General features: G+C 64.9%; 23 protein-coding genes. 11 read left to right on the top strand and 12 right to left on the bottom strand.

The annotated features are described in order from the left end of the window. The first annotated feature begins 65 nt into the window (after nucleotides 1–65). Together CHR90_RS06300 and queG are read left to right on the top strand one after the other, a co-directional pair. Nucleotides 66–2,051 (top strand): DUF4139 domain-containing protein, encoded by a 1,986-nt coding sequence (locus CHR90_RS06300; RefSeq protein WP_170941316.1) that lies wholly within the window; start codon nucleotides 66–68, stop codon nucleotides 2,049–2,051. Continuing rightward, the gene (queG, locus tag CHR90_RS06295) at nucleotides 2,020–3,186 is read left to right on the top strand and encodes a tRNA epoxyqueuosine(34) reductase QueG (RefSeq protein ID WP_094408146.1); all 1,167 of its coding nucleotides are present in this window, start codon (nucleotides 2,020–2,022) and stop codon (nucleotides 3,184–3,186) included. The genes CHR90_RS06300 and queG overlap by 32 nt, the downstream gene beginning before the upstream one ends. Here the strand turns inward: queG and bluB are convergent. The 8 genes from bluB to CHR90_RS06255 form a co-directional block, all read right to left on the bottom strand. Further along, the gene (bluB, locus tag CHR90_RS06290) at nucleotides 3,154–3,792 is read right to left on the bottom strand and encodes a 5,6-dimethylbenzimidazole synthase (RefSeq protein WP_094408145.1); all 639 of its coding nucleotides are present in this window, start codon (nucleotides 3,790–3,792) and stop codon (nucleotides 3,154–3,156) included. The genes queG and bluB overlap by 33 nt on opposite strands. Then, the gene (gene cobU, locus CHR90_RS06285; protein WP_229671571.1) at nucleotides 3,789–4,310 is read right to left on the bottom strand and encodes a bifunctional adenosylcobinamide kinase/adenosylcobinamide-phosphate guanylyltransferase; all 522 of its coding nucleotides are present in this window, start codon (nucleotides 4,308–4,310) and stop codon (nucleotides 3,789–3,791) included. Before cobU ends, bluB begins: the two co-directional genes overlap by 4 nt. After that, nucleotides 4,307–5,635, bottom strand: a complete 1,329-nt coding sequence (locus tag CHR90_RS06280) for a heme biosynthesis HemY N-terminal domain-containing protein (RefSeq protein ID WP_170941315.1) — start codon at nucleotides 5,633–5,635, stop codon at nucleotides 4,307–4,309. Before CHR90_RS06280 ends, cobU begins: the two co-directional genes overlap by 4 nt. Before the next feature lies 1 nt (nucleotide 5,636). Next, nucleotides 5,637–7,442, bottom strand: a complete 1,806-nt coding sequence (locus tag CHR90_RS06275) for a uroporphyrinogen-III synthase (protein ID WP_094408142.1) — start codon at nucleotides 7,440–7,442, stop codon at nucleotides 5,637–5,639. A 16-nt stretch (nucleotides 7,443–7,458) separates the two neighbouring features. Then, nucleotides 7,459–8,379 carry a hydroxymethylbilane synthase gene (hemC, locus tag CHR90_RS06270; RefSeq protein ID WP_094408141.1) on the bottom strand — a complete coding sequence of 307 codons (921 nt, stop codon included), beginning with the start codon at nucleotides 8,377–8,379 and terminating at the stop codon, nucleotides 7,459–7,461. A gap of 53 nt (nucleotides 8,380–8,432) precedes the next feature. Continuing rightward, nucleotides 8,433–10,232, bottom strand: coding sequence for a sensor histidine kinase (locus CHR90_RS06265; protein WP_094408140.1), 1,800 nt, complete (start codon nucleotides 10,230–10,232; stop codon nucleotides 8,433–8,435). Between the two features lie 149 nt (nucleotides 10,233–10,381). Then, nucleotides 10,382–10,882 carry a MarR family winged helix-turn-helix transcriptional regulator gene (locus CHR90_RS06260; protein ID WP_094408139.1) on the bottom strand — a complete coding sequence of 167 codons (501 nt, stop codon included), beginning with the start codon at nucleotides 10,880–10,882 and terminating at the stop codon, nucleotides 10,382–10,384. 52 nt (nucleotides 10,883–10,934) lie between these two features. After that, nucleotides 10,935–11,327, bottom strand: a complete 393-nt coding sequence (locus tag CHR90_RS06255) for a VOC family protein (protein ID WP_094408138.1) — start codon at nucleotides 11,325–11,327, stop codon at nucleotides 10,935–10,937. Nucleotides 11,328–11,545: 218 nt separating this feature from the next. On the opposite strand from CHR90_RS06255, the gene acs reads away from it, so the two are divergent. Next, nucleotides 11,546–13,483, top strand: a complete 1,938-nt coding sequence (gene acs / locus CHR90_RS06250) for an acetate--CoA ligase (protein WP_094408137.1) — start codon at nucleotides 11,546–11,548, stop codon at nucleotides 13,481–13,483. A 55-nt stretch (nucleotides 13,484–13,538) separates the two neighbouring features. On the opposite strand, the gene secB is transcribed toward acs, so the two are convergent. Together secB and CHR90_RS06240 are read right to left on the bottom strand one after the other, a co-directional pair. After that, a complete protein-coding gene (gene secB, locus CHR90_RS06245; protein WP_094408136.1) occupies nucleotides 13,539–14,024 on the bottom strand; it encodes a protein-export chaperone SecB in 486 nt (161 codons plus the stop codon). Nucleotides 14,025–14,084: 60 nt separating this feature from the next. Continuing rightward, complete coding sequence (locus CHR90_RS06240) at nucleotides 14,085–14,642, bottom strand: histidine phosphatase family protein (protein ID WP_094408135.1); 558 nt, start codon at nucleotides 14,640–14,642, stop codon at nucleotides 14,085–14,087. A gap of 189 nt (nucleotides 14,643–14,831) precedes the next feature. On the opposite strand from CHR90_RS06240, the gene CHR90_RS06235 reads away from it, so the two are divergent. From CHR90_RS06235 to CHR90_RS06220, 4 genes are all read left to right on the top strand, one after another. Next, on the top strand, nucleotides 14,832–15,452 hold the full coding sequence (locus CHR90_RS06235; protein WP_094408134.1) for a Tim44/TimA family putative adaptor protein: 621 nt from the start codon (nucleotides 14,832–14,834) through the stop codon (nucleotides 15,450–15,452). Nucleotides 15,453–15,527: 75 nt separating this feature from the next. Next, nucleotides 15,528–16,757 carry a murein transglycosylase A gene (gene mltA, locus CHR90_RS06230; RefSeq protein ID WP_094408344.1) on the top strand — a complete coding sequence of 410 codons (1,230 nt, stop codon included), beginning with the start codon at nucleotides 15,528–15,530 and terminating at the stop codon, nucleotides 16,755–16,757. A 68-nt stretch (nucleotides 16,758–16,825) separates the two neighbouring features. Then, nucleotides 16,826–17,452: a LysE family translocator gene (locus CHR90_RS06225; RefSeq protein WP_094408133.1), complete on the top strand. Its 627-nt coding sequence runs from the start codon at nucleotides 16,826–16,828 to the stop codon at nucleotides 17,450–17,452. A 109-nt stretch (nucleotides 17,453–17,561) separates the two neighbouring features. Next, entirely contained in the window at nucleotides 17,562–18,284 is a 723-nt protein-coding gene (locus tag CHR90_RS06220; RefSeq protein WP_094408132.1) for a substrate-binding periplasmic protein, read from the top strand. 85 nt (nucleotides 18,285–18,369) lie between these two features. On the opposite strand, the gene clpB is transcribed toward CHR90_RS06220, so the two are convergent. After that, nucleotides 18,370–20,973 (bottom strand): ATP-dependent chaperone ClpB, encoded by a 2,604-nt coding sequence (clpB, locus tag CHR90_RS06215; RefSeq protein WP_094408131.1) that lies wholly within the window; start codon nucleotides 20,971–20,973, stop codon nucleotides 18,370–18,372. A gap of 121 nt (nucleotides 20,974–21,094) precedes the next feature. On the opposite strand from clpB, the gene CHR90_RS06210 reads away from it, so the two are divergent. The 3 genes from CHR90_RS06210 to CHR90_RS06200 all read left to right on the top strand — a co-directional run bounded on the left by CHR90_RS06210 (nucleotide 21,095) and on the right by CHR90_RS06200 (nucleotide 23,313). After that, entirely contained in the window at nucleotides 21,095–21,736 is a 642-nt protein-coding gene (locus CHR90_RS06210) for a ribonuclease HII (RefSeq protein ID WP_229671570.1), read from the top strand. A 234-nt stretch (nucleotides 21,737–21,970) separates the two neighbouring features. Then, a complete protein-coding gene (locus CHR90_RS06205; RefSeq protein ID WP_094408129.1) occupies nucleotides 21,971–23,068 on the top strand; it encodes a site-specific DNA-methyltransferase in 1,098 nt (365 codons plus the stop codon). After that, the gene (locus CHR90_RS06200; RefSeq protein ID WP_229671569.1) at nucleotides 23,065–23,313 is read left to right on the top strand and encodes a ribbon-helix-helix domain-containing protein; all 249 of its coding nucleotides are present in this window, start codon (nucleotides 23,065–23,067) and stop codon (nucleotides 23,311–23,313) included. The genes CHR90_RS06205 and CHR90_RS06200 overlap by 4 nt, the downstream gene beginning before the upstream one ends. A gap of 213 nt (nucleotides 23,314–23,526) precedes the next feature. On the opposite strand, the gene CHR90_RS06195 is transcribed toward CHR90_RS06200, so the two are convergent. Continuing rightward, nucleotides 23,527–24,285: a DODA-type extradiol aromatic ring-opening family dioxygenase gene (locus tag CHR90_RS06195; RefSeq protein ID WP_094408343.1), complete on the bottom strand. Its 759-nt coding sequence runs from the start codon at nucleotides 24,283–24,285 to the stop codon at nucleotides 23,527–23,529. 36 nt (nucleotides 24,286–24,321) lie between these two features. Here CHR90_RS06195 and CHR90_RS06190 point away from each other — a divergent pair, with 36 nt between their 5' ends. After that, nucleotides 24,322–25,317: a LysR family transcriptional regulator gene (locus CHR90_RS06190; protein WP_212668631.1), complete on the top strand. Its 996-nt coding sequence runs from the start codon at nucleotides 24,322–24,324 to the stop codon at nucleotides 25,315–25,317. Nucleotides 25,318–25,321 lie beyond the last annotated feature (4 nt).

Below are 25,321 nucleotides of genomic sequence, written 5' to 3'. Positions count from 1 at the left end.
CTATCCTAGAGTTGCCGCAATCAAGCTATAAGCCAGGAACGGCCCAAGACAACCGGAGTGCCCCTATGCGTCCGTTTTTACCCGCCCTTTCCGCAGCCCTGCTGCTGACCGTTCCAGTCTGGGCGGCGGAACCGCAGGTGACGGCGGTGCTGCTAACCCAGGCGGGCGTCGCTACCGTCGAACAGGAAGCCAAGGTCAGCGGCGACGAGACCTTGGACGTGACGGTGCCGTTCAGCCAAGTCGATGACGTGCTGAAAAGCCTGATCGTGCTCGATCCGGCGGGCAGTGTGCAGCGCGTGACCCTGGCGGGCAGCAGCGACGAGACGGCGATGGCCGATCTACCGATTCCGCCGGATGCGCTGACCAGCACGCCCGCGCTGCTGCAAGCCCTGGTCGGCCAATCCATCGAGATCGACAATACCTTGCGCAGCCAGAAAGGCCGCCTGATGGCCGTGGTGGAGCGGGAGGAGATGGGGGGCAAAGATAAGCCCGACCCGGTGCGCCGCCTCGTGCTGTCGCTGCTGACCGATAGCGGCGTGACCGAGACGATCTTGGAGCCGGGGGCGACGGTGCGCCTGTCCGACAAAGCCCTGCAAGCCCGGCTAGACCGGGCGCTCGCCAGCCTCGCCAATAGCCGCGATCGCAGCGCCCGCACCCTATCGGTCGCCGTTGCGGGCCAGGGCGAACGGGTGGTGAAGCTCGCCTATGTCGTCGCCGCGCCGGTGTGGAAAGCGACCTATCGGCTCGACCTCGCCCCGGACGGTAAAACCGCGCGGCTGCAAGGCTGGGCGGTGCTGGAAAACCGCACGGGCAAGGATTGGAAGAATATCCGCCTCACCCTCTCCTCCGGCCAACCGGTGACCTTCCGCCAGCCGCTCTACGCCTCGACCTGGGTGGACCGGCCGGAAGTGGCGCTGAACGTCGCTAAAGTGAAGCCGCTGGAGGCGGATCGTGGGACGGTGACGACCATGAGTATGGTGAATGCCTCGCCGGTTCCCGCGCCGGTTCTCGCCCCGCCGATGGGGAAGATGCAGGAATTTTCTGTGGCGCCGCGCGCCTTGGCGGCGGTGCCGGTGGCAACAGCGGATGAATCGCTGACGCAGATCAGCTTGACCCTGCCGCAGACGATCAGCGTGGCGGCGGGGCAATCGCTCTCGGTGCCGATTGTCGATAAGACCGTTCCGGCGCAGCAGGTTCTCGTGTGGAATACGCGGGAAGCCGCCAATGCGCTGCAAGCCGCCGTCGAACTGACCAATGCGGGTGACAGCAGCCTGCCGCCAGGGGCGGTGGCACTCTACGACGGCGGGCGCGGGTTCGTCGGCGACGGGCGGCTCGATCTGTTTCCCAAGGGCGAAAATCGCTTCATTTCGTACGCCCGCGATGTGCAGGCCAAGCTGACCCGGCAGGCAGAGACCACGGCCCATAGCACCGGTATCACCATCCTGCGCGGTGTTGCTACGCGCCGGGAAAAAATGGAGACCCGGACCAAGCTGCGCGCCGTGTTGAAGGAGGGCGATACCCGGCCGATTCTGGTCGATTTCCCGCGCCAAGGGGCCGATGCAACCCTGGTAGCCCCGACCGACGGGGTGCGCGAAACCCCGTCGGGTTATCGGATCAGCCTAACCGGCGGGGCGGACCGGCAGATGGAGATTGTGACCCAGCGTATCGGTGCAACGACAATCAATATTGCGACGTCCACGATTGATTGGGTGCAGTTTCGGCAAGACAATGGTGATCTGCCGGAACCGGTGCGGGCCGCCCTTGATAAGCTGATCCAGCTCAACGGGAAGTTTGCCGATGCCCAAAACGCCCTTACCCTCGCCGAAAGCACCCGCTCCGCCAGCGCCGCCGAGCAGAAGCGCCTGCGCGAGAGTCTGTCGGCAACCCCGGCGCTGGAAAAAAGTGACCTCGGCAAGCGCTATATGAAGGATCTCCTGAGCCTTGAAGACGCGCTGGCCGACCAGCAAAAGAGCATCGACCGCGCCAAACAGGCGCTGGACAGCGTGAAGAAGGAACGCGATGCCTTCATCGCCACCCTCTCCATCCCCTAGCGATCACCTGCGGGCGCGGCTGCGGGCTGAAGCCCTGGCGCTGGGGTTCGACGCCGTGGGGTTCGCCCCGGCGTCGGTGCCCCAGCGAGCGGCGGAGGGGTTGCGGATGTTTCTGGCCGAGGGGCGGCACGGCGATATGGGCTGGATGGAAGCCCATGCCGACCGGCGGGCCGATCCGCAAACCTTGTGGCCAGACGCGCGCTCTATCCTCGTCGTCGGGCAGAATTACGCCCCGGCGCACGACCCAATGGGGTTACTGGATCAGCCGGACCGCGGGGCGATCTCTGCCTATGCGCGCAATAAGGATTATCACGATCTGATGAAGGCCCGCCTGCGCACCCTGGCGGGCGTGGCGGTGGCAGAGGCCGCAAAACTCGGGTTGCCGCAGGAGGTGAAACTCTTCGTCGATACCGCCCCCGTGCTGGAAAAACCGCTGGCCGTCCAAGCCGGGCTGGGTTGGCAGGGTAAGCACACGAATATGGTCAGCCGCCGTTTTGGCTCCTGGCTGTTCCTGGGCGAACTTTTCCTGGCAGCGGACCTCGCGCCCGAGACGGCGGAACCCGACCATTGCGGGCGCTGTTCCCGCTGCTTGACGGTTTGCCCCACGGCGGCCTTTCCGGCGCCCTATCAGTTGGACGCGCGGCGCTGCATCGCCTATCTGACCATCGAGCATAAGGGCGTCATCCCGGCGGAATTCCGCCCGTTGATCGGCAACCGCGTCTATGGCTGCGACGATTGTTTGGCGGTTTGCCCGTGGAATAAATTCGCCTCGGCAACGCGGGAGGCAGCGTTTTTCCCGCGCATCGAACTCACCGCGCCGCGCTTGGCCGATTTGGCGGAATTGGACGATGCCGATTTCCGCGCGCTGTTTGCCGGATCGCCGATCAAACGCATCGGGCGGGCGCGGTTTATCCGCAATGTGCTGATCGCCCTCGGCAATAGCGGCGAACCGCGTTTCGCGCCCGTGGTCGAAGCACGGTTGAGCGACGACAGCCCGCTGGTGCGCGGTATGGCCGTTTGGGCACTGGGGCGGCTGGCGCCCGAGCGGTTGGCGGCGCTCGACGGGCCGGAGGAGGATGAGGGCGTGCGCGCAGAATGGGCGCTAGCGCGTCAGAACCAGCCCGTCATCATCTAAGCGCGCTTGCCAGCCCGCCTGCTCCAAGGTCGGGCGCGCGCTGTCCGTCTCAGGATAGCCCAGGCAGAGATAGGCGATAAAGCGCCAATCGGGCGGCACCGCCAGGGTGTCGCCAACGGCGGCGGCATCGAGGATCGAGACCCACCCCAGGCCAATCCCGTGCATCCGGGCGGCGAGCCAGAGCGTGTGAATGGCGGTGACGGCGGAATAGGCCAGGGTCTCCGGCATCGTTCGCCGCCCCAAACCGTGCCCGGCTTCGGGATCGGTCAGCGCGAAGCAGGCAAGCTGCACAGGGGCGTCGTCCAAGCCCGCCAGTTTCAGTTTGGCGTAGAGCGACGCACGCTCGGCGCCCTGCGCAGCCAGCGCTTCGGCATTGCAGCGGGTGAAATTGGCGCGGACGGCGGCGCGGGCCTCGGGCGTTTCGACGATCACCCAGCGCCAGGGCTGACTATAGCCAACAGAGGGGGCAAGCCGCGTCAGCCGCAAGAGTTCATCCAGCAGGCCGGGCGGCAGCGGATCACGGCGAAAGGCCCGCACGTCGCGCCGCCAGCGCAGCAGGGTTTCAAACTGCGTCTGGAAGTCGGGATCGAAAACCGGCGCGGTCATTGCGGCGGTTTGACCGTCATCGGCAACCCGGCGACCAGGAAGACAACTTCCCCGACCTCGGTGGCGAGGCGCTGATGAACCCGGCCCACGGCGTCGCGGAACCGGCGGGCCAGGGCATTGTCGGGGACGATGCCAAGCCCGACTTCGTTCGACACGAGGGCGACGGGCAGCGGGCAGGCAGCGAGGGCGGCGAGCAGGGGCGCGACTTCATCCTCCGGCGCGCGGTCGGCGAGCAGCAGATTGCTGGCCCAGAGCGTCAGGCAGTCGATCAGGATCGGCTGGCCGTGCGGGATAGCCTGCGCAAGCGCGGCAGGCAGATCAAGCGGGGCCTCCAGCGTTACCCACTCCGGCCCTCGGTCCTGGCGGTGCTGGGCAATGCGGGCGCGCATTTCATCGTCGAAGGCTTGCGCGGTGGCAATATAGGTGGCGGGGCTGCCCCAGGCGCGCACCCGGCGTTCGGCATAGGCGCTTTTGCCCGACCGGGCACCGCCCAAGACCAGCAGGCGCGGCGGCGTCACGGCAGCAGGGCCGGGGCGGTCGCAGGCACGGGGGTTGGCAGGATGGCGGGATCGCCCGGCTGGCCCCATTGGCTGGCGCCGACCGTGCCGCAGGTCGAACAGACCGGCTCCCACTCAGGCGCCGCTGTACCGCAGGCGCCGCAGCGCCAGCGCGGATCAAGCGGGGCGCTTTGCGCGTCGGCGCGCAACTGGGCGGCCTGGGCGTGGTTCTGATGCTCGGCGTCCGCCACCTCGGCCAATGCAATCAGTGCCCGGCGTTCGGTCAGGGGCGCGGCGCGGGCGGCGTCGAGATGGCGGCGGGCCTCGCCCCATAGGCGCCCCAGCAGTGCCGCCTGCCCAAGCGCCAGTTCGGCTTCCGGGTGGCGATGGGCGGCGCGCAGCAGTTTTTCCGCCTGCCGATAGCGGCCTATCGCGTCCCCAGCGGTCAGCAGATAGGGCAGAAAGCCCGGATGCGGGTGCTTTGCCCAATGTTTTTCGGCGAACCGTTGAGCTTCCTCTGCCCGGCCTTCGGCGGTCAGCAGCCGGGGTTTCGCCAGCAGGGCGGGCAGAAAGGCTTTATCGGAGGCCAGCGCATCGTCGACGGCGACCAGGGCTGCGGCGGGGTTCCCTGCCGCCTCATGGCGCTTGGCATCGGCCAGCGCGGCGACGGCTTGCCGGTGGCGGCGTTCGTCGGCGGGCAGGGCTTCGCCCCCCAGGCTCAGGGCTTGGCGATAATCGGCCCAATCCCCCGCGCGGGCGGCAAGGTCGAGCCGGGCTTGCAGCACAGCGGGGGCGGTCGGCTTCAACGCCTGGGCGGCCCGGGCCGCTTCCAGCGCCGCCGCGTCATTGCCGGTGGCGCGTTCGACGGAGAGAAGACCGCGATACCCGAGGAAAGCCCCCTCCGGCTGTTGGCTCAGGTCGGTGAACGCCTGGCGCGCCGTCGGCCAATCCTGGGTCAGCATCGCCGCTTGCGCGGTCAGCAGCAGAGCAACGGGCCGGTCACCCAGCCCCTGATAGACGGTTTTGATGGCCGCTTTCGCCGCCGGTGCGTCCCCGGCCGACAGGGCGAGCAGCCCCTGGGTTAGGGCGGTCACCCCCGCCTCGCGCTGCTTCCAACGTCGCGCCCGCGCCCAGGCGCGCGGCCCGGCGCGCAGGGTGGTGAAGCCCCAGATCAGCCCGTAAAAAATCAGCGCCAGAACGAAGCTGCCGCCGATGAGGAGGGCGGGCGTCGTATCGATCTGCCAACCTTCCCAGGCGATGCGCACGGTGCCGGGGTGATTGGCGAGCCAGACAAAGCCCGCGACCAGCAGCGCGAGTTTGATCAGCAGGAACAGTAGGGCGCGCATGCTACGGCCCCACTTTCGCAAGGGCGGCGATGGTGAGATCGAGCAGCCGGGCGGCCAACCGTTCGGCATCGCGCCGCGCCTTCACGGCATCCAGGAACGGGGTCGCAGCGGTGGTGATTTCGGCAGAAGCGCCGTCGAAGGCGCGGAGGGCGCCGTCCCATTCCGACCGGGCAAGATGCGCTTCGACCTTCGCCAGCCGCGCATCCAACCCGTCGCCGACCGGAACATCGGTGCGGCGGATGGTGATGAGATGGCCCGTGACGCGCGCCACTTCCTGCCGCCAGCCGCTTTCCCCCGCCGCGAGTTCCGCCGCTTTGGTCGCGGTGACGAGGGCGGGCAGCCGGGCGCGCAGGGCTTCCCCGGTCGGCACCCCGGCGTCGAGCGGGTCGAGGCCGGCGACAGCCGTCATCAGTTCGGCATCTTGGGCGCCGAGGGTGGCGAGCAGGCGCAGCGCATCGGCGAAGGGCTGGCCTTGGGTGACGGCACCACTGACGCGCAGGGCGGCAAGGGCCAGGGAGGCCTGTTTTACCAAGGCGCGGGTCGTGTCTTCGGTAAGGCTGCGCGCCTGCGTCACGCGCTGAAGATAGTCTGCCATCTGTTCGGACAGGCGGGCGGAGCGTTCGGACAAAGCGGCGAGGCTGGAGGCATCCGCTGTGCCGCGCAGCGCCTGTTCGAAGCCCTCTACCCGGCGGCGCAGGGCGGCAATCGCCTCGTCATCCGCCGCCACCTGTGGGGCAGCTTGCGGGCGGCTTTCGAGCGCGGCGAGCTTCTTCGTTAGATCGTCGAGATCGGCGCGCAGGGCAGCCTCGTCCGCCGGGCGGGGCAGGGCGGCAAGGCTACGTTCCAGCGCATCGACGCGCAGGGTCAGCGACCGGTCCGGCGCGGCGGGCGTTGGCAGCAGAGCGGGCAACCAGGCGTCGCGCGTCGCAACCCCCGCCCCCGCCACCAGGGCCGCGCCGATCAGACCGCCGATCACGCCCGTCACCAGGGCCGAAGCGCCCCTTTTCGGCGGCGGCGCGGGAAGCTCGGGGGTTGTGGAGCGGTCGGTGTCGGACATAATTTCCTCGCGGGCAGCGGACGGAACCTTGGGCAGCAGCCCCAGCAGCGCTTCCCCCAAGGGATGGGGGGCGACGGCGACGGCACGATAGGGGAGCGAAAGGGCTTTGGCTACCGCAGGCGACAGGCAATAGGCGGTTAACCCCCCGGCGGTTTCGGGCGGCAGCGCGCCGGTCAAGGCGGCTTCAAACAGTTTGGCGGAGCGCGGGGAATAAAGCAGCACGCCCGCGACCGTTCCTGCGGCGAGTGCGGTTATCGCCGTCGCGCTTAAGCCCTCGGACGGATCGGCGCGGTAGAGACTGCAGCTATCGACCGTGAACCCAGCGCCTTCCAGCAGCGGGACGGGATCGACGGCAATGGTTTCGCCCCGAACGTGCAGCAGCTTGCCGTCCTCGGGGTCCAGCCGATCCCGGACATAATTCACCAGCACCACCGCATCACCGCTGGCGCTTTCCACCTGGGTAAAGCCCAAGGCCCGCGCCTTTGCCGCCGTATGATCGCCAACCGCCAGGATCAGATCGCCGCGCCGGTCCGTGCGTTCGGCGAGCGCGCGCACCCCATTGGCGGAGGTGACGATAAGCCCGTGATAGTCGGTCAAATCCGGCAAGGGCGCATCGGCCAGCACGGTGATGGTCAGCAGCGGCGAGAGGATCGGATCATAGCCGCGCGCCCGCAGTTTCTGCGCCGTCGCTTCGCCATCTTCCGCCGGGCGGGTGACCAGCAGGCCGAGGGGGGGAGTGGGCGCGGGCATCGCGCGGCCCCGGCGCCTAGTCGCGCTGTGCAGCCAGCAGTGCTTCGCCGACGGCTTTCCCCAAGGCGTCCGGCTGATCGGCAGGCGCGGTCAGGCGCTTGCGGAAGCCGTGGCGACCGTCGGGTGAAATCAGCAGACCATCGAGCGTAAGCTGGCGCATGCCCCCATCATGACTGAGACGGGCGTAGCCGCCAATGGGGGTTCGGCAATTTCCGTCGAGGGTGGCGAGCAGCGCCCGTTCGGCCCGGACACACAGATGCGTCTCGGCATGATCGAGCGGCGCCAAGAAGGCCGCGACCTGTTCGTCGCCGATGCGGGCTTCGATGCCGATGGCGCCCTGGGCGATGGCCGGTAGCATCACGTCCGGTTCCAGGATTGCGGCGGCTTCGGCGCTCATCTTCAGGCGATTGAGACCGGCGGCGGCCAAGAGCGTGGCGGCGACCTGACCCTCGCGCAGTTTGCGCAGGCGGGTTTCGACATTGCCGCGAAACGGCACAATCGTCACATCCGGGCGGGCGTGCAGCACTTGGGCGCCCCGGCGCAGGGAGGAGGTGCCGACGATAGCGCCCGGCGGCAGCGCCGCAAGGCTGGCATAGGGGCCGATCAGGGCATCGCGCGGATCGTCGCGCTCCAAGATCGTCGTGATCGCCAGCCCATCGGGCAGAACCGTCGGCACATCCTTCATCGAATGTACGGCAAGGTCGATCCGCCCATCGCTGAGCTGGTCTTCGATTTCTTTGGTGAACAGCCCTTTGCCACCGATCTCTGCAAGATTGCGGTCCTGCACCAGATCGCCGGTGGTCTTGATAACCTCGATAGCAATCGCGTCCGGCGCGGCGAGCACCGGGTGCGCGGCGGCCAGAGCGGACTTCACAATGTTGGCCTGGGTCAGCGCCAGCGGGCTGCCGCGCGTGCCGATGCGGAGAAGGGCGGTCATGATTGCGGGAGGTTCTAGTCTAGCCGCGCCTGCGGCTCAAGGAAATGCTGCGGCTATTGCGCGGCTTTCAGGGATGCACCCAGGGGATAGTCCAGCGCCCGCGACTGCGGCTGCGGGGTTAGGGTCGGCACGCTTACCGGCACGTCGGCTGCCGGAATATCGAGCCAGAAGCGCGACCCAATCCCCGGCTCGCTGGCAAAAACGATCCGGCTGCCCAGGCTTTCCGCCAAGCGCTGCGCAATCGCAAGACCGAGGCCGACGCCAAGGTCAGGCCCGAGCGGCAGATTGGCCGGGCGGCGCGCGAAGGGCGAAAACAGCGTGGCGGCATGATCGGGGGCGATGCCGATGCCCGTATCGGCGACAACCAGCCGCAGCGCCTGCGGGGCTTCGCCGTTGCGCGTTAGAACGGGTTCGACCGTGATGCTGACCGCCCCGCCGGACCGGTTGAAGCGCAGGGCGTTCCGAACCAGCTCTGCAACGACTTGATAGAGCCGCTCGCCATCCGTTTGGAAGGCAACCCCCGCCAGCGCGATGTCCTGCGGCCAGTCGGCCCGCAGCCCAGCCTCGCGGGCCACGGGATCGAGCGTATTGCGGAGGCGCCCCAGCAGTTCGAGCGCGGGGACCGCGCGCAGCGGCAGCGCTTGGGACGGGCCTTGCAGGCGGGCATAATCCGAAAGCGTGCAGAGCAAGCCCAGCAAATGATCGCTATTCTCGCTAATCCGCCCCAGGAGCTTCTTTTGATCGGCCCCCAGGGCGTCGCGCAACGGATCGACCATGCGGGTCATGTCACCCAGAATATCTTGCACCATGTGGCGGGTTTCATGGACGGCGGCGGCAACAAAGGCGCCGTGCTGTTGAGCTTGCCGGTCCAGCAACTGGCGGTGTTCGTCGAGGATCTGACGCCGCTGGGCGATTTCCTGGTTCAGCGTCGCTTGTGACGACTGGAGGGAGCTGAGCGTCCGGGTCCGTTCCGCCAAGGCCAAATCGCGCTGGCGGGTCACTTCCGTCAGCCGGTCTTCCAAGGTCTGGCGCTGCAGATCGGCGTCGCTCAGGCGCCGAAGCAGGTCTTGCGCCCGGCGGCTACGCAGCGCATCGCGGTTGGCGCGCCAGGGGCGGACGATCATCATCAACGCCATCAAACCGACCAGAACGGTCACGATGACGACCAACCCGATCATGATCAGGGCCGGGGAGGCGTGCAGGCCGAGGCTGAACAGCGGGATGCGGTCCGCCTCCGTCACGACTTCGGTCAGCGGCAGGCCGGAGGTGGCGATGATCAGCAGAAACCGGCTGCCCGCGAGCCCAATCACCAGGATCGCGGCGGCGAACAGCCGGTGCATCGGGCCAGAGGAGGTGGTGGAAATCGCAAACGTGCCGGTCTTGGTCGCGACGGCCATCACCAGGCTGGCAATGACCAAGCCATAATCGAGCCGGATCGCCTGGAGCGGCATCAATTGATAGATGACGAGCAGGCTGGTGGCATATTGACCGGCAGTCAATGCGGCGCTGGCGGTCAGGATGCAGGCAACCGTTGGGGCGGGCCGCGTAATCAGGTGCAGGGCGTAGAAACTGCCCGCCAGAATGGCGGCGCTCCCGCCCAAAAAGAAGGTCAGCCGGTTGCTGAGCGGCAGATTGCCGCCGATTAATGTTGGGAGCGCGGTCAGGGTCTGCGCCGCCATAATGCTACCCGCGAGCAGCAGAGCGGCCCACAGGATGGCGCGCACCCGCGTCCAACCGGAGGTGCGCTGCGCCAGCCCGGCAAACTCCAGACTGCTGGTGACAGAAAGCCACAGCATGATGAAGAGGATCAGCAACAGCACGCGGTCGCCTTGGGTTCCAAGAAAGGTGAGCACATCCCACTCCTTCGGTCGACCAGCGAATCCGCCCGACCGGGTTTTAACCCTAGGCGACGAGTCTTAAGAAGCTGTTAGGAATGGATCAAATGCGACGCATTCCGTGTCTTACGTTAGGGGTCAAGGCCCGCCGTCTGAGGGGCAAAAAATTACGTCAGCTTGGCCAGCAGGCGTAAAAACGCAGCCCGTTCGTCAGGCGTGAGGGGGGCGAGGGTTTCGTCGGTCGCGACCCGCCCGAGGGGGATGTGTTCGGCGACCGCGTGCCGTCCGGCAGCCGTCAGGGCCAATAGCGCGCGACGGCGGTCGTGCGGATCGTCGCGGCGCAGCACGAGGCCCTGGTCAATCAAACGCTTTACCACGCCCTGGCTGGTGGCTGGGTCCATCGCCACCAGTCGCCCGAGCAGGTTTTGACTGACCTCGCCCTGATCACCGATTTTGACCAGGGCGGCATATTGCATCGGGGTCAGCCCATCGACGCCAAAAATCTGGGTAAACAGCGCGACATGGCGTTGATGGGCGCGGCGCAGAAGATGGCCGACCTGGGCTTCCAGCACATAGGCATCCCCCGCCTGCGCGGCCGGATGCTGCAAATAGGCGGCGCGGTCAAAGGGTAGGCCGGTCGGTTCCGGCGGTTCGGGCGGCTGCGGCATCGCATTCCCTTTCGAAGCGGCGCCGCACCTTACCCGAGGCATCAAAGGCGCATCAACCGCCTTCGGCATCGCAGACGGCAGCCAGCTTATTGCCGACCGGATCCCGAACATAAGCGGCGTACCAATTCGGCCCATAGTGCGGGCGCAGACCGGGGGCGCCTTCGTCCGTTCCCCCGGCGGCCAGGGCGGCAGCGTAGAAGGCATCGACCGCCGCGCGGGTTTTCACCGTAAAGCCGACCATCGTGCCGTTACCAGCCGTTGCCGGGGCGCCGTTGAAGGGTTTTGCGACCCAGACGGTGGGTTCGGCGCCGGTTCCGCCCTCCGAAAAACCGCGCCAGCCCGGATAATCGGCGTGCGGCGCCCAGCCGATGGTTGCCAGAACCGTTGCGTAAAATTCATTGGAGACGGCGCAGTCGAGCGCGCCAAGCGTAACATAAAGGCCCATTCTCTTCCTCCCTGATGGACGCGAGGAGCCTAGCGCAAAACTAAGAACAAATAAAGAACATCCTCTCAGGGCCGGGGATTCTCCGAGGCGCGGCATTTCGCGCGGCCTCCCTCCCCCCCACGATTGCGCTAGAGTAGCGCCACTCGCCCGGACAAGAGGCGGGAAAGGCCGGTTGACGCTATACGTCCGGCCCAACGGTGATGGAGAGGAAATCGACGATGAGCCAGACGCTGTTCCCCGTTCCCGAGGCGATTGCCGCCGGCGCCCATGTGACCGCCGCGCAATACCAAAGCCTTTATGAACGCTCCGTGAAAGACCCGGATGGGTTCTGGCGCGAGTATGGTCAGACCGTGACCTGGATGAAGCCCTTTACCCAGGTTTGCGACGTCGATTTCGCCGCCGATGCCCGCATCCGCTGGTTTGCCGATGGCACCCTGAACGTCTCCGCCAATTGCCTCGACCGGCATCTCGCGACGCGCGGCGATCAGGTGGCGATCATCTGGGAAGGCGATTCGCCCGACGAGAGCAAGAAGATCACCTACCGCGAGGCGCATGAAGCCGTCTCCCGCCTCGCCAATGTGCTGAAAGCCCAGGGCGTGAAGAAGGGCGACCGGGTAACGATCTACCTGCCGATGATCCCGGAAGCGGCCTATGCCATGCTGGCCTGCGCCCGCATCGGCGCGATCCACTCGGTGGTTTTCGGTGGTTTTTCGCCCGATTCGCTGGCCAACCGCGTGCAGGATTGCGATAGCAGCCTGATCATCACGGCGGACGAAGGTCTGCGCGGCGGCAAGAAAGTCCCGCTGAAAAAGAATGCCGATGAAGCGCTGAAGACCTGCCCCGGCGTCAAAACCGTGCTGGTGGTCAAGCGCACGGGCGGCGCCGTGCCGATGCAGGACGGGCGCGACCTCTGGTATCACGAGGAAACCGCTAAGGTTTCCGCCGATTGCCCGCCGGAAGAAGTGACCGCGGAAGACCCGCTGTTCATCCTCTATACCTCTGGCTCCACCGGCAAACCCAAGGGCGTGCTGCACACCAGCGGGGGCTATCTCGTTTATGCGGCGCTGACGCATAAATACGTCTTCGATTACCGCGATGGCGAAATTTACTGGTGCACCGCCGATGTCGGCTGGGTCACCGGCCATTCCTATATCGTCTATGGCCCGCTGGCGAATGGCGCGACGACGCTGATGTTCGAGGGGGTGCCGAACTACCCGGACGTCTCGCGCTTCTGGCAGGTCATCGATAAGTATCAGGTGAATATCTTCTACACCGCCCCGACCGCCATCCGCGCGCTGATGCGCGAGGGCGAAGAGCCGGTGAAAAAGACCAGCCGCGCCTCGCTGCGCATTCTGGGCTCGGTCGGCGAGCCGATCAACCCGGAAGCCTGGCTGTGGTATAACCGCGTCGTCGGCGATGAACGCTGCCCGATCGTCGATACGTGGTGGCAGACCGAAACCGGTGGGATTCTGATCTCCCCACTCCCCGGCGCAACCGCGACCAAACCAGGGTCGGCCACCCTGCCGTTCTTCGGCGTCGTTCCGGCGCTGGTCGACAACGAAGGCGAGATTCTGACCGGCGCCACGGAGGGGAACCTCTGCATCACCGAAAGCTGGCCGGGCCAAGCGCGGACCGTATTCGGCGATCATAAGCGCTTTGTGGAAACCTATTTCTCCACCTTCCCGGGGAAATATTTCACTGGCGACGGCGCCCGCCGCGACGAGGATGGCTATTATTGGATCACCGGCCGCGTCGATGACGTGATCAATGTCTCCGGTCATCGCATGGGCACGGCGGAAGTGGAAAGTGCGCTGGTCGCCCATCCCAAGGTCGCGGAAGCGGCGGTCGTCGGCTATCCGCACGATCTGAAGGGCCAGGGCATTTACGCCTATGTCACGTTGAACGCCGGGGAAGAGCCGACCGAGGAACTCCGCAAGGAATTGGTCGCCTGGGTCCGCAAGGAAATCGGCCCCATCGCCTCGCCGGACCTTATCCAATGGTCGCCGGGCCTGCCGAAAACCCGTTCCGGTAAGATCATGCGCCGCATCCTGCGCAAGATCGCCGCGAACGAGCATGACGCGCTGGGCGACACCTCCACCCTCGCCGATCCGGGCGTGGTGACCGATCTGGTTGAAAACCGCATGAACCGGGGCTGATCGCCCCCAACCCAAAAGAAAAACCCCGGAAGCCTTCGCTTCCGGGGTTTTTACGTTACGCCGTCCCTGCCGCTTCTTCTTCCTGGGCAGCCGCGACGCGGCGGCGGAAGAGGTCGAGGAAGTCGATCGGCTGTACCATCAGCGGCGGGAAGCCGCCGTCGCGCACGGCATTGGCGACGATGCCCCGGGCGAAGGGGAACAGCAGGCGCGGCACTTCGATCAGCAGCACCGGCTGAATATGTTCGTCCGGCACATTCAGGGTCACGACGCCGCCGTAGACGCATTCCACCAGGAAGGCGGTTTCTTCGCCGTGCTTGGCGGTGGCGTTGATGCTGAGAATGACTTCATAAAGCTGCGGGCCAAGCTGGCGGGCGCCGACATCGACGCGCAGTTCCACATCCGGTGCGCTCTGCTGCACCAAGCTGGCGGGGGCGCCCGGGTTTTCGAAGGAGAGATCCTTCACATATTGAACATTGATGGTGATCGGCGCGGCATCCGACTGCTCGCCGCCCTGACCATTCGTGAAATTCTCTTCGCTCATTTTCATATCCTGATTGGACCGCGCCGCAGCGCGCGGGCGTCACGTCCCCCCTAGCACGGCTCAGGTTGCGTGTACAACCGTGGCGGCGGTCACCTTGGGCGGAACATGCACGACCGAACAATTGCCGACGGGAAGCCCCGTCACCGCTTGGATAAAGCCCCAATGGCTGACGATCAACAAGCCATCGCGATTGGCGTGGGTTGCGGTTTCGGTCACAAACCGCGCGGCCCGGCGCTGTAGCGCGGCAATCGGCTCCTCGTGATCCGGCCACCATTGCGGGGCGAGATGGCCGAAATCGAGATGCGGGAAACTTTCCGACAGAACATCGGGGTGGCTGCCGTAATCGCAAAAATAGGCGGCGCGTTCGCCCACCAGCGGCGTCACCGTATGGATCGTGGCGCCAAGATGCCCGGCGATAATCTCTGCCGTTTGAATAGCCCGCCGGTAGGGGCTGCACCAGATTTCCCGAACGCGGTCTTGGGCGCGGATAACGTCGGCGGCGGTCCGGGCCTGGGCGCGGCCTTCGTCGGTCAGGTCGGGGTCGCGGATACCGGGGTCGCGGCGCGTCCGGTTGAAATGCGCGTTAAATTCCGACTGCCCATGACGGACCATCAACATGATGAAACCGGCTCCTGTCTGATTATCCTCGCGCTAGAATAGGCGCCGCAGGCAGCCACGGCTAGTCATAGCGCTGATTTTATCTCCGAAAACCCTCGGAAGCCTGCTGGTGGGCGCTTGCCCTTTCACCGGCGCTTGCCTATGTAGAAAGACAGGAATTGTATCTGTCTAGCGGCATCGAGGGTTTCCGTGCTGGAATCAATCGTTCTATTTGCGGTGATCGCCGCGTTTCTGCTCTATCGCCTGCTGTCCGTCCTCGGGCAGCGGACGGGGGAGGAGCGTCAGCGCCCGAACCCGATGGAACGCACGCCCGAAACCGCGATGCCGGAGGGCGCCGCCGCGCCGGGCAAGATTCTGCCCTTCCCTGGTCCCAGCCAGCGCCCGACGCCGCGCCCGGTCGATGAACCGCGCTCGCTGCTCGAAGGCGTGGCGGAACTCAAGCAGTTCGATGGCAGCTTCGACGAGCCGCAGTTCCTCTCCGGCGCCCGCATGGCGTTCGAGATGATTGTCAAAGCCTTTGCCGAGGGCGACTCCGCCGCCCTGCGCCCGCTGTTGTCGGATGATGTGTTCCGTGATTTCAACGCGGCGATCCAGCAGCGCGGTGGGCCGGAGCCGGTGCCCCTGGTGCGCGTGATTGCCGCCGATCTTGCCGATGTGCGCATGGATGGGCCGCTGGCGCTGGTTACCGTGCGCTTTGTATCCGAGCAGACGGGCGGCGAGGAAGTGATCGACCTCTGGACCTTTACCCGCGACGTGCGGACGAAGGATCCCAACTGGCAGCTCTGCAAGACCCGTGCGGGCGCGGCCTGATTTTCTGTAAGGTTCCGGGGGCCGCAGGCGGGGCGGTCCATGCCGGAGGGTGAAGCCCCGCGTGTCGATGGTCGAATGTCTCCCTCTCTCGCCCGTGTTCCCGTCTTCCGCCTCGCGCCCCTCGCCGCTGGGGCGCTGCTGCTGTTATCCGCCTGCGCCGAACAGCCCGGCCCTGGCCCGGCGACGGGAACGGCGGTGTCGCCGGTTCCCGATCAGGTTAGCCTGAAGCCGGTTGCTTTTACCGATCTGCCCGGATGGGGTTCGGATGATCTGCTGGCGGCCAAACCGGCCCTCACCCGCAGTTGCGATAAGCTGACCGTGCAGGACGATAGCCGTCCAGTCGGCCCGAATGGGACGGCGGGGAAAGTGGCTGACTGGCGCGCGGCCTGTGCGGCGCTGGCACAAGCGACGACGGCCCCGGCGGTTAAGCAAGCGCTGGAGACGCATTTCCGCCCGATGGAAGTCAGCGGGCGCGAGGGGCGCCAGGGATTGTTCACCGGCTATTACGAGGCTGAGTTACGCGGTGCCCGCCGCCCCGGCGGCACCTTTCAGACCCCGCTTTACCGTCGCCCGGAAGATTTGATTACGGTTGAACTGGCCGATTGGCGGGCCGATTGGCGCGGCCAACGCATCGCCGGGCGCGTGGTGGAAGGCCGGTTGCGCCCCTATGCCGACCGCAAGGGCATCGAAGGCGGCGCCTTGAAAGGGCGCGGTTTAGAACTTGTTTGGGTCGATGATCCGGTCGATGCCTTTTTTCTGCAAATCCAAGGCTCCGGCCGGGTGATTTTACCCGATGGGCAGGTTATGCGCATCGGGTTTGCCGCCCAGAATGGTCATGCCTACGTGCCCATCGGGCGCGTGCTGGCCGATAAGGGCGCGATCCCGCGCGACGAAGTGTCGATGCAGACGATCCGCGCTTGGCTCGCCGCCCATCCGAAAGATGCGGCGGAGGTGATGAACGCCAACCCCTCCTATGTGTTTTTCCGCGAGCTGTCAGGCGACGGTCCCTTAGGCGCCCAAGGGGCAGCGCTGACGCCGGGCCGGTCGCTGGCGGTCGATCCCAGCTTCATGCCGCTCGGCGCGCCGGTCTGGCTCGATCTTGAGGATGTGCCGGCCGATGGCACGAAAACCGGCCCACTGCGCCGCTTGGTCGTGGCGCAGGATACCGGCGGTGCCATCCGGGGCCCCGTGCGTGGCGATCTGTTCTGGGGCTATGGCGATACCGCCGCCGACCGGGCGGGCCGTATGAAGGCCAAGGGCCGCTATTTTCTACTGTTGCCGAAGACGGCGGCCCCGGTCAGTTAACGGTTTAGGGCTTGCGACCAGCGCATTTTTAGGGATGGCTCAGGGGGATCACTAGGAAGGAAGCCTCCATGACCTCCGATCTCGCCTTTATCGGCCTTGCGACCGTCTTGCTCTTGGGGGCGATGAGCCCCGGCCCGAGTTTTTTATTGGTGGCGCGCTTGGCCGTCGCTCAATCACGCGGCCAGGGCCTGGCCGCCGCGCTCGGGATGGGTATCGGCGCCGGGATTTTCGCGCTGGCCGCCCTCATTGGCCTGCAAAGCCTGTTGACCGCCGTTCCTGCACTCTATGTCGGCATTAAGCTGCTCGGCGGCGCCTATCTGGTCTACCTCGCCGTGCTGATCTGGCGGGGGGCGAAGCAGCCGCTGGCGATGACCGAGGGGCCGACGCCCGCAAAGTCCGGCCAGCGGGCGTTTCTGATCGCCCTCGGCACGCAACTCTCGAACCCCAAAACGGCCATTGCCTATACCGGCATCTTCGCCGCCTTCCTGCCGCAGGGCGCCGAACTCGGCACTGGGCTTGAGGTGTTGGCTCTGGTGCTGGCGGTTGAGATCGGCTGGTACGCGGTGGTCGCCCTCCTGCTCTCCTCCCCCACGCCGCGCGCGATCTATCTGCGCGGCAAGACCGGGATCGACCGGGCGGTGGGCGCGGCCCTCGGCTTTCTCGGGGTGAAGCTGCTGCTGTCGGTGCGGGACTGAGTCAGTCAGCCGGACAGAAGTTTTTTGCTCTTTATAGTTGTATTTAACCTTAAGTATAAATTAAACCCTCTCCGACATAATGCTAGTTAAACACTTCGGAGAGGGTTAAATGCGATCAATTTTGTTAGGCGTTTTAGGGGCTCTGGTTGCAACGACCGGGTCTGCGCAAGAACCCATCAAACTGGTAGGATTCGATGCCCTGCCTTTTTCCAGTGTCAATGATGGGCGTTCTTTAAGCGGCGCAGGGTATGATTTTGCTGCGGATCTATTTAAGTCTGCAGGCATTCCGTTTGTTAGCGAAGGCCAGCCGATCCAACGTCTTCTCGAATCGCTGGATCGCGGCAATACGGTCGCAATTTACCTCGTCCGTACCCCTGCGCGGGAAGATAAGTACACTTGGATCGGCGGCTTGGTCGAGGATGATGGTTTTGCCTTCATGACTTTGCCCGACCGTCCGCGCGTCGATGATTTTGAAACGGCGCGCGGGCTAAAAATGGTCGGGGCGATCATCAGCCCGGCGGTTAAAAATATGCTGGTGAGCAACGGCGTGACGGCCATCGACGAAACCGCAGCCGAAGGCCAGAATCTTAAAAAGCTGCTGGCGGGCCGCTTTGATGCGTGGTTCACCACGAATACCGTCGCGCGCTATATGGTGAAGGATGCGGGACTTCCGCCGACCAGTATCACTATTGGAAAACAGCTGATCCCGTCATCCGGTTGGATGGTGGGATCGAAGTCTTTACCGGCGGAAACCGTTCAAAAACTACAAGCCGCCTTCGCCGCAGCAAAGGCCGATGGTCGCTATGCCGCTTTCCGCGCTAAGCTGAACTAGCCTGAGGTATTGCCCGTCTTCCGGCACAGCCAAAAGGAAAGAGCGCCGTTGATTGGCGCTCTTTCCGTTCAAAGGGTTAGGGGGGTTAGGCTGCGTCGGCCTGCCTAACGGCGGGGGCAAGGAATAGCCCGTCCGTCCCCGCCGTAACGCGCACGGTCTGACCATCCTGGATCGACCCGGCCAGCAGCAGTTCCGCCAGGCGGTTCTGTAACTGGCGCTGGATGACGCGCTTCAGCGGGCGGGCGCCATAGACCGGATCATAGCCCGCATCGGCCAGCCATTCGCGGGCTTCCGGCGACAGATCGAGGGTGATCTTGCGCTCCGCCAGCAGCTTTTGCAGGCCCTGCAACTGGATGGTGACGATCCCGTCCATATTGCTGCGGTTGAGGCGGTGGAACATCAGCACTTCATCGAGCCGGTTCAAGAATTCCGGCCGGAAGGCGGCGCGCACCACCTCCATCACCCCGTCGCGGATGCGCGGCGGGATCTCGGTTTCGGCTTCCGCCGTTTGCGCCAGCAGGTCGGAGCCGAGGTTGGAGGTCAGCACGATCAGCGTATTGCGGAAATCAACCGTGCGGCCCTGGCCGTCCGTCAGTCGCCCGTCGTCCAGCACTTGCAGCAAGACGTTGAAGACATCTGGGTGGGCCTTTTCCACCTCGTCGAACAGGATCACCTGATAGGGCCGCCGCCGCACGGCTTCGGTCAACGCCCCGCCCTCGTCATAGCCGACATAGCCGGGAGGCGCGCCGATCAACCGCGCGACCGCGTGCTTTTCCATATATTCCGACATATCGATGCGCAGCAGCGCCTTATCGTCGTCGAATAGGAAGCCCGCCAGGGCCTTGGTTAGCTCGGTCTTACCCACCCCGGTCGGCCCGAGGAAGAGGAAGGAGCCGATGGGCCGGTTCTGGTCCTGCAACCCGGCGCGCGCCCGGCGCACGGCATTGGCGACGGCATGGATGGCTTCATCCTGACCGATCACCCGTTCGTGCAGGGCTTCTTCCAGGTGCAGCAGCTTTTCCCGTTCGCCGGTCAGCATTTTTTCGACCGGAATGCCGGTCCAGCGACCGACGACGGCGGCGATATCCTGGTCCGACACGGCTTCCTTTACCAACCGCGATCCGGCGGCAGCCTCGGCATCGGCCAGCGCTTTTTCCAGGTTCGGAATCACGCCATAGGTCAGTTCCCCGGCCTTCGCCCAATCGCCGCTGCGTTGAACGATCTCAAGCTGCGCTTTCGCGTGATCGAGCTGTTCTTTCAGCTTCTGGGCGCTGTTCAGCGTCGCCTTTTCCGCCTCCCACGCGGCGGTCAGGCTTCCGGCTTCGGTTTCGAGACCCGCGAGTTCCTTTTCCAGCGCAACCAGCCGGTCGCGGCTGGCGACATCGGTTTCCTTCAGCAGCGCTTCCCGCTCGATCTTAAGCTGGATGATGCGGCGGTCGAGTTCATCAAGGGCTTCTGGCTTCGAATCGACGGCCATGCGCAGGCGTGCCGCCGCCTCATCGACCAAATCGATGGCTTTATCGGGCAGAAAGCGGTCGGTGATATAACGGTTGGACAGGGTAGCTGCCGCGACGATGGCGCTATCGGTGATGCGCACGCCGTGGTGAACCTCGTATTTCTCCTTCAGCCCGCGCAGGATGGAGATGGTGTCGGCCACCGTCGGTTCCGACACGAAGACCGGCTGGAAGCGCCGTGCCAGCGCCGCATCCTTCTCGATATACTTGCGGTATTCGTCCAGCGTCGTCGCGCCGACGCAATGCAGCTCGCCGCGCGCCAGGGCGGGTTTCAGCATGTTTGACGCATCCATCGCGCCATCGGCCTTACCCGCACCGACCAGCGTGTGCAGTTCGTCGATGAACAGCACGATCTGGCCTTCGGCGTGGGAAACTTCCTGCAAAACCGCCTTCAGCCGTTCCTCGAACTCGCCGCGAAACTTCGCCCCGGCGATCAGCGCGCCAAGGTCGAGCGACAATAGTTTCTTGCCTTTCAGGCTTTCCGGCACGTCGCCTTTGACGATGCGTAGGGCCAGCCCTTCGACGATGGCGGTTTTCCCCACCCCCGGCTCGCCGATCAGCACCGGATTGTTTTTGGTGCGGCGGGACAGCACTTGAATGGCGCGGCGGATTTCTTCGTCGCGGCCAATCACCGGATCGAGCTTACCGTTCGCCGCCGCTTCCGTTAGGTCGCGGGCGTATTTTTTCAGCGCGTCATACTGGCCTTCCGCCGTAGCGCTATCGGCCTTGCGGCCCTTTCGAATGGTTTCGATGGTTTGGTTCAGCGTTTGTGGCGTTACCCCGCCCAAGGCCAGGGCCTTGCCGGGATTGCCCTCTTTCTCCAGCGCGAGCGCTAGCAGCAGCCGTTCCACAGTGACGAAACTATCGCCCGATTTCTGCGACAGTTTCACCGCCGCATCGAACAGCCGCGCGGTTTCCGGCGCGAGATAGAGGTTGCCCGCGCCCGTGCCTTCGACTTTTGGCAGCTTGCCAAGGTCCGCATCAATCGCCGCTTCTACCTGCTTCGGGTCGCCGCCCGCCGTGCGGATCAGATTGGCGGCCATGCCTTCCGGGTCTTCCAGCAGGGCCTTCAGAATATGGTCTGGCAGGAACCGCTGATGGCCTGCGCGCAAAGCAACAGCCTGCGCCGCCTGAATGAACCCGCGCGCCCGTTCCGTATAGTTCGAAAAGTCCATGTCTCACTCCTGTCTTGCGGCCCCAGTTTGCCCGGCGGCCACGCTCGCGCCATGCTGTGCATCAACGCCCTATGGTTTTAAGGTGGCGGCGCTTTCGGTTTTTTTGAAGAGGGGCGCAAGGGTGAGCCGCGAAAAAAATGGTCCCGATTTCTCGCACGAGTCGGAATGGGCCGGGCCGGTCGCTGGGGTCGATGAAGTGGGGCGCGGTCCCCTGGCCGGGCCGGTCCTGGCCGCCGCCGCCATCCTCGACCCGCACCGCCTGCCGGATGAGTTGGTGGGCGGCTTGCGCGACTCCAAGAAGCTGACCGCCGCTAAGCGCGAGAGTTTGGCCGCCGGGTTGCTGGCGGCGCAGGGCGCAGGCGTGTGGGCCGTGATCGCCGCCGCCTCGGTCGCCGAGATCGAGGCCTATAATATCCTGGGCGCGACCCATCTCGCCATGCGCCGGGCGCTCGACCGGCTGCCCTTGCGCCCGGTCGCGGTGTTGATCGACGGTAACCGCCCGCCAAAAGGCCTGACCCTGCCACACCGCTGCTTGGTCGGCGGCGACGACCGCAGCCTCTCCATCGCTGCGGCCTCGATTTTGGCAAAAGTGACCCGCGACCGGCTGATGGCCCGGCTTGCAACCCGCTATCCCGCCTATGGCTGGGAGAAAAACGCGGGCTATCCTGTGCCCGCCCATCGGGCCGCGCTGCTGGCGGTCGGGCCGACGCGGCACCATCGCCGCAGCTTCGGTGGCGTTCGTGATTTGTTTAATACGTTATAAATCAATGAGTTATTAAAAGAAGCTATTTCATAACCTCAGAAATGAGTGGCAAGAGACAGAAAAATCGCTATGCTTCGAATTACGGCAAAACCGCAATAGGTTGGGGATTGGGGCATCAGACACACACAAGATATTGAGTTTTCTTAAGACATTACATTCACAAAATCTGATAAAGCACTAAAAACACTCATTTTTTAGATTGACGGCCCTGTCTGACAAAGGCATCTTCGGGGTATGACGAAGCGCCCCGAAAACACCTCTGCTCTCCCGCTGGACGCGATCCTGCTAGGCGATTGCATCGCTGAAATGGCGCGTCTCCCCAATAACTCGGTTGATCTGGTCTTTGCTGATCCGCCCTACAACCTTCAACTCAACGGTGAGTTGCACCGCCCCGACAATAGCCGGGTCGATGGTGTCGATGCCGAGTGGGACAAGCTCGGGGATTTCGAAGCGCACGACCGCTTTACCCGGGCGTGGCTGACCGAAGCGCGCCGCGTGCTGAAGGACGATGGCAGCATTTGGGTCATCGGCTCCTACCACAATATCTTCCGTCTCGGGGCGATGTTGCAGGATATGGGCTTTTGGATCCTAAATGACGTGATTTGGCGCAAATCCAATCCAATGCCCAACTTCCGGGGCCGCCGGTTTACCAATGCCCATGAAACCCTGATCTGGGCGTCAAAAACCCCGAAGTCGAAATACACCTTCAACTACGCTGCCCTGAAGATGGCGAACGACGATCTGCAAATGCGGTCGGACTGGGTTCTGCCGCTCTGCACCGGGCGCGAACGCTTGAAGGTCGATGGGCGCAAGCTGCACCCGACGCAAAAGCCGGAAAGCCTGCTGTATCGCGTGCTCATGGCATCGACCAAGCCGGGCGATGTAGTGCTTGATCCCTTCTTCGGCACCGGGACGACTGGCGCCGTCGCGAAATATCTGGGTCGCCATTTTATCGGCTGCGAGCGCGACCCCGCGTATGCCGAAGCCGCCCACGCGCGCATTGATAGCGTCGAACCGGCGCCCGCCGATGCGATCACCGCCACGCAATCACCGCGTGAAGTACCGCGGATTCCCTTTGGCAATCTCGTCGAACGTGGGCTGATCCGCCCGGGTGAACTGGTGTTCGACGTGCGCCGCCGTTATTCCGCCCGCGTTCGCGCCGATGGCAGCCTCGCTGCCGACAGTGCCCGTGGGTCCATCCACCAGGTCGCAGCCGCCTTGCAATCTGTGCCCAGTTGCAACGGCTGGACGTTCTGGCACGTCGAACGGCAAGGACAATCCGTCCCGCTCGACGCCCTTCGCAGCACCCTCCGAGAAGGACAAAGCGCATGACCCCCCGTCCCCATTTCCCGCCGCCCCCGGTGCGTGTCAAGGCCGTTGACAGTCAGGTCATGCTGACTGTGCGCGTCGAAGCCGAACTGGAACGCCGCCTCGCCAATCTTGCGCGCGCCACGGGCCGTACCAAGAGCCATTACGCGCGTGAAGCGATCATGCGTCTGTTGGCCGAAAAAGAAGCGCCGATCCGCGAGACCCCATCGGTCCCGATGCCGCGCTTCCAACCGGTGGTGGGTCGTTAACAAATTTGACCCAAAATTTAGATTTCGGGCTTGATTCCGTTAGGAATAGAGACGAAATATTAACCTGTCTCAGGTTTTACTGGGATAAGTGATCGAGAGAAGAGCAACGCCTCCGCTCTTCTCCCGGCCCCGCCCACCGAGCGCTTGTGCCTCTGCTGCTCGGTGGACGGGGTTTTTTTTGGCCTTCTATTTGGCCAAGTCTTCCCGTTTCTCCTAACCGAACTGTACCGAGCGGCGGCTGAACGAGCCGTACTCAAACCCTTCGACCGGAAACGTTACCGGCTCGTCATAGGGCAGGGACGCGCCAAAGTTGAACAGCAGCGGCAGAAAGTGGCCGTCTGCCGATTCGCGGGCGCCCGGCGCGGTTGCGCGATAGTCGGCCATCGCCGCCGCATCTTTTTTCACCGCAACGTCGGCAACCCAGGCGTCAAAGCTGGCGGCCCACTCGCGCGGCCCGCCGTTGTGGAAACCCATGCGCATATTATGGGTGATATAGCCCGACCCGATGATCAGCACCCCTTCTTCCCGCAAGGGCGCGAGGGCTTGGCCGATCTCGATCATCTTCGCCGCCGAAACGTCCGGCATGGCGATTTGCAGCACCGGAATGTCCGCTTCCGGGTAGCAGCACAGCAGCGGCACATAGGTGCCGTGATCATAACCGCGCGCCGGATTGCGCCGCACGGGGGTAACACCGGCCAGCAGTGTTTCCACCCGGTCGGCCAAGGCTGGCGCGGGCGGGCAGGGGTATTGCAGGCGGTAGAGCGGTTCCGGGAAACCGTAGAAATCATAAATCAGTGGCTGCGGCGTCGTTGCGCCGATCACCAGATCCTTTTCCTCCCAATGGGCAGAAATCATCAGAATGGCCTTCGGGCGCGGCAAAGCTTTAGCCCAATCGGCCAACCCCTGCACCCGCGCTTCGTCGGTTAGCAGCATCGGGGAGCCGTGGGCGATGAAAATGGTCGGCAGGGTCATGGCGGCAGCTTTCGTGGTCAACGTGATGAACAATAGATGGCAGGCTGGCCCGCCCGGCGGCAGGGCGCTATTCTGCGACACATGGTTGACGAACCGGAAACCTTTCCGCCCGGACAACCGCTGACCGGCGGGCTTGATGATCTGCGCGCTTTCTGCGCGGTGGTCGAGCTTGGTACGCTGACAGCGGCGGCCCGCCTGCTGGGGGAAACCAAGGGCGGGATCAGCCGCCGGGTGCAGCGGCTGGAAACCCATCTCGGCGCCCGGCTGCTGGCCCGCACCCCGCGCGCGGTGACACCGACCGAGGAAGGGGGCCGCTTCTACCAAAGCACCCGCGACGCGCTGGCGCTGCTGGACGATGCCGCCGAAACCGCCCGCCAGACCCGGCAGGGCCTCCACGGGCTGATCCGCCTGACGGCGCCGGTCGATTTCGCCACCCAGGTTTTGCCGCCGCTGCTGGTGCGTTTTCAGCAACGCTATCCGCAAGTGCGGCTGGATTTGACCGGCCAGGACGCGCCGCTCGACCTGACCGCCCATCGGCTCGACCTTGCCCTGCGCGTCAGCCTCGGCCCGCTGGCCGACCTGTCCTATCCCGGTTTGCTGCTCGGTACGGTGCGGCTGCGACTCTATGCGGCGCCCGCCTATCTCGACACCCGGGGAAAGCCCCTATCGCCGGAGGATGTGACCGCGCAGGCGCTGATTCTCGCCGGGCCACTGCGCGCTGCCGCCCGGTTGACGCTGATCGGCGCGGAGGGCCCCCACGTTATTCCTGTTCGACCGTCGATCCTGGCGTCGGATTTCACCAGCGCGCTGCGGTTTGCCGAAGCGGGCGGCGGGGTCGCCCCGTTGCCCCAGCCGATTGCCGCCGATGCGGTGGCCGCAGGCCGCCTAGTGCCGGTTCTGCCCGATTGGCACTTGGGCGACGCCCGCCTCTATGCCCTTACCCAAGACGGGCGCGACGGCCCGGCGCGGGTGCGGGCGCTGGTGGCGTTTTTGAAAGAGGCTTTGGCGCTGGAGACCGGGCAGAGCGCCTAAGGCG

Source organism: Elstera cyanobacteriorum, from assembly GCF_002251735.1.
Lineage (GTDB): Bacteria > Pseudomonadota > Alphaproteobacteria > Elsterales > Elsteraceae > Elstera > Elstera cyanobacteriorum.
This window is presented reverse-complemented; position numbering and strand designations above follow the sequence as displayed.

Excerpts from the sequence above, each read along its gene's own strand:
- secB (WP_094408136.1), bottom strand. The coding sequence starts at position 14,024 with ATGAGCGAAGAGAATTTCACGAATGGTCAGGGCGGCGAGCAGTCGGAT.
- CHR90_RS06275 (WP_094408142.1), bottom strand. The coding sequence starts at position 7,442 with ATGCCCGCGCCCACTCCCCCCCTCGGCCTGCTGGTCACCCGCCCGGCG.
- CHR90_RS06205 (WP_094408129.1), top strand. The coding sequence starts at position 21,971 with ATGACGAAGCGCCCCGAAAACACCTCTGCTCTCCCGCTGGACGCGATC.
- CHR90_RS06200 (WP_229671569.1), top strand. The coding sequence starts at position 23,065 with ATGACCCCCCGTCCCCATTTCCCGCCGCCCCCGGTGCGTGTCAAGGCC.
- CHR90_RS06260 (WP_094408139.1), bottom strand. The coding sequence starts at position 10,882 with ATGCCGCAGCCGCCCGAACCGCCGGAACCGACCGGCCTACCCTTTGAC.
- queG (WP_094408146.1), top strand. The coding sequence starts at position 2,020 with ATGCCTTCATCGCCACCCTCTCCATCCCCTAGCGATCACCTGCGGGCG.
- mltA (WP_094408344.1), top strand. The coding sequence starts at position 15,528 with ATGTCTCCCTCTCTCGCCCGTGTTCCCGTCTTCCGCCTCGCGCCCCTC.
- acs (WP_094408137.1), top strand. The coding sequence starts at position 11,546 with ATGAGCCAGACGCTGTTCCCCGTTCCCGAGGCGATTGCCGCCGGCGCC.
- CHR90_RS06225 (WP_094408133.1), top strand. The coding sequence starts at position 16,826 with ATGACCTCCGATCTCGCCTTTATCGGCCTTGCGACCGTCTTGCTCTTG.
- CHR90_RS06255 (WP_094408138.1), bottom strand. The coding sequence starts at position 11,327 with ATGGGCCTTTATGTTACGCTTGGCGCGCTCGACTGCGCCGTCTCCAAT.
- bluB (WP_094408145.1), bottom strand. The coding sequence starts at position 3,792 with ATGACCGCGCCGGTTTTCGATCCCGACTTCCAGACGCAGTTTGAAACC.
- CHR90_RS06280 (WP_170941315.1), bottom strand. The coding sequence starts at position 5,635 with ATGCGCGCCCTACTGTTCCTGCTGATCAAACTCGCGCTGCTGGTCGCG.
- CHR90_RS06195 (WP_094408343.1), bottom strand. The coding sequence starts at position 24,285 with ATGACCCTGCCGACCATTTTCATCGCCCACGGCTCCCCGATGCTGCTA.
- CHR90_RS06190 (WP_212668631.1), top strand. The coding sequence starts at position 24,322 with ATGGCAGGCTGGCCCGCCCGGCGGCAGGGCGCTATTCTGCGACACATG.
- hemC (WP_094408141.1), bottom strand. The coding sequence starts at position 8,379 with ATGACCGCCCTTCTCCGCATCGGCACGCGCGGCAGCCCGCTGGCGCTG.
- CHR90_RS06300 (WP_170941316.1), top strand. The coding sequence starts at position 66 with ATGCGTCCGTTTTTACCCGCCCTTTCCGCAGCCCTGCTGCTGACCGTT.
- CHR90_RS06220 (WP_094408132.1), top strand. The coding sequence starts at position 17,562 with ATGCGATCAATTTTGTTAGGCGTTTTAGGGGCTCTGGTTGCAACGACC.
- clpB (WP_094408131.1), bottom strand. The coding sequence starts at position 20,973 with ATGGACTTTTCGAACTATACGGAACGGGCGCGCGGGTTCATTCAGGCG.
- CHR90_RS06240 (WP_094408135.1), bottom strand. The coding sequence starts at position 14,642 with ATGTTGATGGTCCGTCATGGGCAGTCGGAATTTAACGCGCATTTCAAC.